The 8,456-nt window shown below is 72.8% G+C and carries 9 protein-coding genes; 2 read left to right on the forward strand and 7 right to left on the reverse strand.

Annotated features, from left to right (window positions below; translation table 11 throughout):
• Positions 1-2,241: pyruvate, phosphate dikinase (ppdK, locus tag VGI02_RS21530; RefSeq protein WP_331630695.1), on the forward strand; the 2,241-nt coding region annotated here is incomplete at its 5' end.
• A gap of 3 nt (positions 2,242-2,244) precedes the next feature.
• Here the strand turns inward: ppdK and VGI02_RS21535 are convergent.
• From VGI02_RS21535 to VGI02_RS21550, 4 genes are read right to left on the reverse strand one after another with little or no spacing between them, the layout of a single operon-like run.
• A complete protein-coding gene (locus tag VGI02_RS21535) occupies positions 2,245-2,877 on the reverse strand; it encodes an acyltransferase (RefSeq protein ID WP_331630697.1) in 633 nt (210 codons plus the stop codon).
• A 31-nt stretch (positions 2,878-2,908) separates the two neighbouring features.
• The gene (locus VGI02_RS21540; RefSeq protein ID WP_331630699.1) at positions 2,909-4,558 is read right to left on the reverse strand and encodes a flavin-containing monooxygenase; all 1,650 of its coding nucleotides are present in this window, start codon (positions 4,556-4,558) and stop codon (positions 2,909-2,911) included.
• 50 nt (positions 4,559-4,608) lie between these two features.
• On the reverse strand, positions 4,609-4,845 hold the full coding sequence (locus tag VGI02_RS21545; RefSeq protein WP_331630701.1) for a hypothetical protein: 237 nt from the start codon (positions 4,843-4,845) through the stop codon (positions 4,609-4,611).
• A gap of 47 nt (positions 4,846-4,892) precedes the next feature.
• Positions 4,893-5,696 carry a helix-turn-helix transcriptional regulator gene (locus VGI02_RS21550; protein ID WP_331630703.1) on the reverse strand — a complete coding sequence of 268 codons (804 nt, stop codon included), beginning with the start codon at positions 5,694-5,696 and terminating at the stop codon, positions 4,893-4,895.
• Positions 5,697-5,862: 166 nt separating this feature from the next.
• Between VGI02_RS21550 and VGI02_RS21555 the strand changes: the two genes are divergently transcribed.
• A complete protein-coding gene (locus VGI02_RS21555) occupies positions 5,863-6,606 on the forward strand; it encodes a hydroxypyruvate isomerase family protein (RefSeq protein WP_331630705.1) in 744 nt (247 codons plus the stop codon).
• Between the two features lie 21 nt (positions 6,607-6,627).
• Here VGI02_RS21555 and VGI02_RS21560 read toward each other — a convergent pair whose 3' ends face one another.
• The 3 genes from VGI02_RS21560 to VGI02_RS21570 form a co-directional block, all read right to left on the reverse strand.
• Complete coding sequence (locus VGI02_RS21560) at positions 6,628-7,152, reverse strand: hypothetical protein (protein WP_331630708.1); 525 nt, start codon at positions 7,150-7,152, stop codon at positions 6,628-6,630.
• Positions 7,153-7,231: 79 nt separating this feature from the next.
• Positions 7,232-8,020: a hypothetical protein gene (locus tag VGI02_RS21565; RefSeq protein WP_331630710.1), complete on the reverse strand. Its 789-nt coding sequence runs from the start codon at positions 8,018-8,020 to the stop codon at positions 7,232-7,234.
• A gap of 183 nt (positions 8,021-8,203) precedes the next feature.
• Positions 8,204-8,456: DinB family protein (locus tag VGI02_RS21570; RefSeq protein ID WP_527249136.1), on the reverse strand; the 253-nt coding region annotated here is incomplete at its 5' end.

An 8,456-nucleotide genomic window follows, 5' to 3' on the forward strand; every position in this document is an offset into this window, starting at 1 on the left:
ATCGACGGCGAGCACTTCGAGGACGCCCTCGACGCCGCCAAGGACGCGAAGGGCGCCACCACCGACCTGGAACTCGACGCCGACGACATGCGCAAGCTCGTCGAGGCGTTCAAGGAGATCGTGGTGGAGCAGGCCGGCCGCGAGTTCCCGCAAGACCCGCGCGAGCAGCTCGACCTCGCGATCGAAGCCGTCTTCAACTCCTGGAACTCCGACCGCGCGAAGCTCTACAGAAGACAAGAGCGCATCCCCGCCGACCTCGGCACCGCCGTCAACATCTGTTCGATGGTTTTCGGCAACCTCGACATGGCCTCGGGCACCGGCGTTGCGTTCACCCGCGACCCGGCCTCGGGTGCGCCCGGCGTGTACGGCGACTACCTGCAGAACGCCCAGGGCGAGGACGTGGTCGCCGGCATCCGCAACACGGTGCCGCTGGCCGATCTGGAGGGCCTCGACAAGAAGTCCTACGGCGAGCTGATGACGATCATGAAGACGCTCGAGGACCACTACCGCGACCTGTGCGACATCGAGTTCACCATCGAGCGCGGCAAGCTCTGGATGCTGCAGACCCGGGTCGGCAAGCGCACGGCGGCGGCGGCCTTCACCGTCGCCACCCAGCTCGTCGACGAGGGCCTCATCGACATGGACGAGGCGCTGCGGCGGGTCACCGGCGCGCAGCTGGCCAACCTGATGTTCCCCCGCTTCGACCGCGACGCGGAGAAGGAGCTGCTGACCACGGGCATGAACGCCTCGCCGGGCGCGGCCACCGGCACCGCGGTGTTCGACTCCCCCACCGCGGTCCGGCGCGCGAAGGCCGGGGAGAAGGTCATCCTGGTGCGCCGCGAGACCACCCCCGACGACCTCGACGGCATGATCGCCGCGCAGGGCGTGCTCACCAGCCGGGGTGGGCGCACCTCGCACGCCGCCGTCGTCGCGCGCGGCATGGGCAAGACCGCGGTGTGCGGCGCGGAGGAGCTCGAGGTCGACGTCCGGGCGAAGAAGATCACGCTGCCGGACGATCGCGAGGTGGTCGAGGGCGACATGCTCTCCATCGACGGCACCAATGGCGAGGTCTACCTCGGTGAGGTGCCCGTGGTGGCGAGCCCGGTGATGGCGTACTTCGAGGGCTCGACGGGCCTCGCGGAGAACGACGACCTGGTCGCCGCGGTCGACCGGATCATGCGGCACGCCGACGCCGGGCGACGGCTGCGCGTCCGGGTCAACGCCGACACCGGTGAGGACTGCGCCACCGCCCGCACGTTCGGCGCCGAGGGCGTGGGCCTGTGCCGGACCGAGCACATGTTCCTCGGCGAGCGACGGGAGATCGTGGAGGCCATCGTGCTCGCGGAGACCCGCGAGGAGCGGGAGGAGTCGCTGGCCGCGCTGCTCCCCCTGCAGATCGAGGACTTCACCGCCATCTTCCGGGCCATGGAGGGGCTGCCGGTGACGATCCGGCTGCTCGACCCGCCGCTGCACGAGTTCCTGCCCGACTACACCGATCTGTCGGTCGAGGTCGCGCTGGCCCGGGAGCGCGGCACCGTGACCCAGGAGCAGGAGGACCTGCTCGTCGCCGTGCGCAGGCTGCACGAGCAGAACCCGATGCTCGGCCTGCGTGGCGTCCGCCTCGGCATCGCGGTGCCCGGCCTGTTCGCCATGCAGGTCCGGGCGATCACCCGGGCCGCCGCCGCGCTCGCCGGTGAGGGCATCTCGGTGGAACCGGAGATCATGGTGCCGCTCGTCGGCACGGTGCAGGAGCTGCAGGCCGTCGCCGCGGAGATCGCCGAGGTGGTCGCCGAGCCCGAGTCGCAGGTCGACGGGGGCCCGGTGCACCACCAGGTCGGGACGATGATCGAGCTACCGCGCGCGGCGCTCGTCGCCGCCCAGATCGCCGAGGTCGCGCAGTTCTTCTCGTTCGGCACCAACGACCTCACCCAGACCACGTGGGGGTTCTCCCGCGACGACGTCGAGAGCTCGTTCTTCTCCGACTACCTGGAATCGGGCATCTTCGGGGTGTCGCCGTTCGAGTCGCTCGACACCGAGGGCGTCGGTGAGCTGGTGGAGATCGCGTCGTGGCGGGGCCGGGAGGTGCGGCACGACCTCAAGCTCGGCATCTGCGGCGAGCACGGCGGCGATCCGGACTCGGTGCACTTCTTCCACCGGGCCGGGCTCGACTACGTGTCCTGCTCGCCGTTCCGGATTCCGGTCGCGCGTCTGGAGGCGGGACGCGCCGCGATGGAGGGCTGAGGCCTAGGTCCAGACGACGTTCTTGCAGACCACCCGGGCCGGGCATCCGGCGAGCACGGTGCCCGGCTCGGTGAACTCCCCGGAGACGACCGCGCCCGCCGCGACGGCGGTGTCGTCGGGGATCACCGCGCCCTTGAGGATCGTGGCGCGCGACCCGATCCAGACGTGGTTCCCGATGCTGATCGGCCCGGAGGTGGGGCGCACCTCACCGTCGACGATGACCTCGTGGAAGTCCTCGTCGAGCAGCTGGACGTCCCACGAGATCGCGCAGTCGTCGCCGACCGAGATGGAGTTCATCGCGACGATCGTGGTGTTCGGCGAGAAGTAGCTGCGGGCGCCGATCGACAGCCGGGCACCCTCCCCGATCGCCCATCCGGCGCCGACCCCGACCTGCACGTTGCCCCGGAGCTCGAGCTCGCCGTCGATCCGCAGCAGCCCACCCTGGTCACCGCGGGCGAAGCCGAACTCGTGCGTGCCGAGCCGCAGGCGGGCGTCCGGCGTGCAGAACGAGATCCGCTCCGGGTGGTGGACCATGAACCCCCGGGACGCGGTGAGCCGGGAGGGGCGGCGGGCGGCCAGGGTGCGCGGCAGCGACACCCGGAACTCGCCGAACAGGGCATCGCTCGCGCGGGACATGCCCGAGGCATCGGGGCCCTCCGGAGATCCGTTACGCCGAGCGCCGCGCCTCACCCGCCGGTGTCAGCCCGAATCCCGGGTAGCCGGCCGCGGCCTCGTCGTCGCACGTCCGCCGGTAGTGGTTCATGCCGCCGGCGAACGGCAGGAAGACGCGCGGCTTGCCGGGGACGTTCGCCCCCAGGTACCAGGAGGTCGCCGCCTGCGGGAGCAGCGTCGCGTCCGCGGCCTCCCGCACGCGGGCGGCCCAGACGTCCTGCGCGGCCTCGGTCGGCTCGGCGGTCTCCCCGGTGTCGCGCAGCTGCACGAGCAGGTCCGCGATCCAGTCGACGTGCTGCTCGATGGCGGTGGGCATGTTGGTCAGCACCGAAGGGCTGCCGGGCCCGGTGATCGTGAACAGATCGGGGAACCCGGCGACGCCGAGCCCGAGGTGGGTCCGCGGGCCGTCCGCCCAGGCGTCGCGCAGCGCCACGTCGTCGCGCCCGCGGATGTCGATCGAGAGCAGCGGCCCGGTCAGCGCGTCGAACCCGGTGGCGAACACCAGGACGTCGAGCTCGTGCTCCTCCCCCGACCCGAGGCGGATGCCGGCGGGCGTCACGGTCGCGATCGGGTCGGCCCGGACGTCGACCAGCGACACGTCGTCGCGGTTGTAGGTCTCGAAGTACCCGGTGTCGATCGGCGGGCGCTTGGTGGCGAACGGATGGTCCCGGGGCGTCAGGGTCTCCGCCGTCGCCGGGTCGGACACCGTCTCGTGGATCTTCTCGCGGATGAAGTCCGAGGCGGTCTCGTTGACGGCGGGGTCGCTGAGCATGTCCTTGACGACGGCCCGGAAGCGCAGCCCGCCCCGCTGCCAGGCGGACTCGTAGACGCCGCGACGGTCGTCGTCGGAGAGCGCCAGGGCGTCGACGTCGGCGACGAGGAAGGGGTGCCCGTTGGTCGACTCGCGCTGCACACGGCGGATCTCCGGGTAGTCGGCCTTGGTGGCGGCCACCTCGGCGTCGCTCACCGGGGCGTTCCGGGCGGGGATCGAGTAGTTCGCGGTGCGCTGGAAGACGGTGAGGTGCCCACCCGGGCCGCCCGAGACGCCCTCCGCGAGCACCGGGACCGCCTGGATGCCGGTCGACCCGGTGCCGACGATCCCGACCCGCTTCCCCGCGACGTCGACGCCGTCGTGGGGCCAGCGGCCGGTGTGGTGCCAGTCCCCCGCGAAGTCGTCGAGTCCGGGCAGGTCCGGGACGTTCGCGGCCGACAGGCACCCGACCGCGGTCACCAGCCAGCGGCAGCGTCGTTCCCGGCCGTCGGTGTCAGTGACCGACCAGCCGTCGCCGGTGCGGACCGCGGACGCGACCCGCACCCCGAACTCGATGTCCCGACGCAGGTCGTGGCGGTCCGCGACGTGCTCCAGGTAGGCGAGGATCTCGGGCTGGCGCGGGTAGCGCTCCGTCCAGCCCCACTCCTGCTCGAGTCCGGGGTCGAACGAGTAGCAGTAGTAGTAGCTCTCGGAGTCGCAGCGCGCGCCCGGGTAGCGGTTCCAGTACCAGGTGCCGCCGACCCCGTCGGCCGCCTCCAGCACCCGAGCCGAGAACCCGAGGGAGCGCAGCCGGTGCAGCATGTAGAGCCCGGCGAAGCCGGCTCCGATCACGAGGACGTCGTGCTCACCCCGGACGTGGTCGCCGTCACGCATGCCTCCGAGGGTGCCTCACCCGGAGGTCCCCCGCTCGGGGAGAGCACGGCTCAGGGGCGGACCTCGTACACGAGGTTCAGCGGGGTCTCGGCGGCGCACCGGAATTGGGTGAAGCCCGCGTCGGTCGCGACCCGCTCCATCGCCGCGGGCCCCGCCGGGGCCCCGAGCGTGTATCCGCCGGCCCGCGAGCGGGCAGAGGGGACGCAGAGGAAGCTCGAGAGTCGGTCGCGGTGCGCGCCGCGAGGGTCCCCGGATCCGATCGTCGCCCGCCCCGGTCCCGCCCTCACGTCGGACCCGGTACAGGCAGGGCCGGGACCGGCCGGTAGACCGCGAACTACGTACGCGGTGCGACCATCTGCGCCGGACGGAGCACGCCGATGGACTCGGCGCGCCGCACGGCGGCGAGTCGGTCGGTGACGCCGAGCTTGACGTAGACCCGTTGCAGATGTTTCTGCACGGTGCGCTCGCTGATCGCCATTCTCCGGCCGATCGCGGCGGCGGTGAGGCCCTGCCCGAGAAGATCGAGGGTGACGGTTTCCCGGGGCGTGAAGCACACGGCTCCCCAGTCGTCGACCGAGATCCGTCGTCGGGCGCGGTCGAATTCGTGGATCTGTCGGTCGACCCCGATCAGCAGCCGCCGGACGCGCTCGGCCAGTTCGACCTCGGCCGGCCCGAACTCGTCGTCCCGGTCGAGCACGAACGCGCGGTGGCCCCAGGGACCGAACACGAGCGGCACCGCCAGCTGGTCGCGCACACCGCCCCATCGACGACCCAGCTCCCGCCACTCCGCCACGACCTCGGCCCCGGCGAACTGCTCCGGGACGGCGCTGACCTGCAGACATCGTGGTTCACCGGTGGCGATGTAGAAGCGCAGCAGCGGATGGCGGGTCGGGGCGTGCTCGCGGGCCCAGGCCCGGATCTCCGCCTCGTGGGGACCGTAGTGCTCGGGCGGCCACAGGTGGGAGATGAGCACCTCGGGGCTGGTCGACATGCTCAGCGACGCACCGACCGCCCCGAACGTGCGCACCAGCAGTTCGCAGACCTCTCGATGCGGCCATCCGGTGTAGGGACGGGTGATCGCATCGGCGGCGAAATCGATCCACACATCGGCACGCCGAATCATCGACTGCTCGGTCATGGCGCCGCCCCCTCCCCGCAGGGAGCCCTTGGAATGACCACGATATAGCGCATTCCGGACAGGCGGTACCCGCACCACGAAGCGCAGTCGGGGCGACACTCGCTGCCGAAACCCACACGATTTTCCGTCGCCGATACCCTCGCCGCACCCGGGACCGGGAGGAGCCGTGGCCGAGCAGACCCGAACCGACCTGCCGTGGGCGGTCAACACCTCGATCCTCCTTCCCGACGTCCCGGTGCTCGACCGTGCCGGGCGGGCGCGCCGGGACGGGTCCACCGCGATCGAGTCGTGGTGGCCGTTCGCCTCGGCCGGACCGGGCGACGCGGAGGTCGACGCGTTCGTGGCCTCCGTGACCGACGCGGGCATCGAGCTGATCGCCATGAACCTGTTCGGCGGGGACCTGGCCGCGGGCGAGCGGGGTATCGCCGCGGTGCCGGGACGCCGCGCGGAGTTCGACGACTCGCTCGCCGTCGCCCTCGAGATCGGCCGCCGGCTCGGGACGCGGATGTTCAACACCCTCGTCGGGACGGGGCCGCTGCGCGATCTCGCCGTCGATCGGCTGGCGGAGGCGTCACGCCGCGCCGCGGCCGACGGGCGGCGCATCCTCCTCGAGCCGCTCAGCGCCGTCGACGACTACCCGATCACCAGCGCGGAGGACGCGCTCGGGCTCGCCAGAGTCCTCGGTCCGGGCGCGGGGATGCTCGCCGACCTCTACCACCTCGCGGTCAACGGCGAGGACGTCGACGCGGCAATCGCGGCGCACGGGGCGGAGTTCGCGCACGTGCAGGTCGCGGACGCGCCCGGGCGCGGGGCGCCGGGCACCGGGTCGCTGCCGCTGTCGCGGTGGCTCGAGGCGCTGCCCGGCGCGGGGTACGGCGGGTGGGTGGCGCTGGAGCACCTGCCGTCGTGACCCCTCGGCGCTGACCGGTGGTCAGTGCTCGAGCACGAGCCGCAGCACGAGCACGACGCATCCGAGCACGCCTGCTCCGACCGCACCGGCGAGCACGGCCCACCACCGGTGCAGGGCCCGCCACCCGCCGACGCCGCCGAGGACCACCAGGACGGCGAGCCCCAGGTCGACGACGAGACCCACGGCGTCGTCGGGGTCGCCGAGACCGGTCAGCCCGACGACCGCGACCACGATCAGCGGGGCAGGCGCGAGCAGCAGGAACTGCGCCGCGTGGCCGGTCAGCGCGGCCAGCCGGGCGCGCGTCGGCGGGCGACGCTCGGCGCTCACCGAGGCCAGGACCGAGGCGAACAGGTGCGCGGCGAACGTCGCGATCAACGGTCCGAGGACGATCAGCGCGGCGTCGGCGATGTCGGCGACACCGTCGTCGAGGGCCACGACGAGGACGGTCAGCAGCACCACCGTCCCGTAGACCGCCGGCTCCACGTCGAGCCGGAACCGTCCGCGTCCGACCAGCGCGACGCGCTCGTCCTCGCTCACCTGCGCCACCGGCGCCCCCTTCCGTCGCTCCGGGAGACGCGCCACCCGGCGGGGGATGACGGCGGTGCGGGGCCCGGGAGATCCGGATCTAGGCGCGCGGGCGGGGCGGCGGCAGCGCTCCGTCGACGGTCGACGCGGACCGGGCGAGCTCGTCGAGCCAGATCGCGGTCTTCGTCGCGTGGCTCCGCGAGGGCGCGACGCCCCGGGACGCGAGGAAGCGGGTGACCTCTTCCGCCACCTCGGCGGCCGATTCGGGAAGGCACTTGGTCGAGAACTCGACCAGCTCGCGGCCGCTCGGGTAGCGGCAGTGCTCCAAGTGGGCGCGCGCGGCCCGGAAGCGACTGCCGGGCACCCCGACGCGGCTCACCCGCAACGGGCCGTGCACCACGAGCGTGGTGGCGAGCGCCTCGGGCGACAGGGACTCGGCGGCCGTACGCATCCACTCCTCCTGCTCGGGGCTGAGGAGCTCGTGGGGGAACGCCGTCCCGTCCGCGACCGCCTCCGCGAGCGAGGCGTCGACGTCGCGGCGCAGCTCGACCGTGTGCCACACCGCGCCGGGCAGCACGTCGAACTCGACGCGCGCCCCGGGCGGCTGCGGCCGGTGCGCCGTGCCGTGGCGGCGCCGCGCCCGGACGGTGAGATCGTGGCGTCCGCGGGCCCGCCGTCGCAGGCGCATCTCCACCCCGGAGCGGGCGAAGTCCAGGTCGGGGGTGTCGAGGAGGTAGACGCGGCGGAGGCGCCAGCGGGTCGTGGAACGGCCGGTCAGAGCCTCGGCGGCCGCCTCGGGGCCGGGACCGAGCAGGATCTTGACCTCGACGCTGTCCACGCCCTCGTCGACGATGCGCTGCCAGTCGTCGGACCGTGGTGACGGGAACACCCGGACCGGTTGCGCGCGACGACCCATCACACCCCCCTGCGTTCGAGACCCGCGAGAACCCGTCCCCGACACGGGCGTCGCGCTGGGGGCCACGCCGGGATCGACCGCCGCGAATGGCCCTGCCGTCCTTGGCTCGAACGGCGAGAACGGGCTGATCACCGTGTGAGGGCAGCCCGACTCAGGTCATCCTAACCCAGCGTCCCCGCGAGGGGACGACGTTGCGGCGCGGCGCCCCACGAGTGCCAGCAGTTCGTCGCGCGGCGCCGGACCGCGCGGCCGGACGGCCGCAGCGAACAGCCCCGGTCCGGTGAGCATGATCGGGTCGGTGCGGATGTAGGCGAGGGCGACATCGACACAGGCGGCGTCGAGCTCCTCGTCCAGGCCCGCGCCCCGCGCGAGGTCCCACTCGTGCACGGTGAGGTCCACGAGCATCTGG

The organism is Actinomycetospora sp. (genome assembly GCF_036497245.1).
GTDB lineage: Bacteria > Actinomycetota > Actinomycetes > Mycobacteriales > Pseudonocardiaceae > Actinomycetospora.

Excerpts from the sequence above, each read along its gene's own strand:
- VGI02_RS21535 (WP_331630697.1), bottom strand. The coding sequence starts at position 2,877 with ATGTCCCGCGCGAGCGATGCCCTGTTCGGCGAGTTCCGGGTGTCGCTG.
- VGI02_RS21540 (WP_331630699.1), bottom strand. The coding sequence starts at position 4,558 with ATGCGTGACGGCGACCACGTCCGGGGTGAGCACGACGTCCTCGTGATC.
- VGI02_RS21550 (WP_331630703.1), bottom strand. The coding sequence starts at position 5,696 with ATGACCGAGCAGTCGATGATTCGGCGTGCCGATGTGTGGATCGATTTC.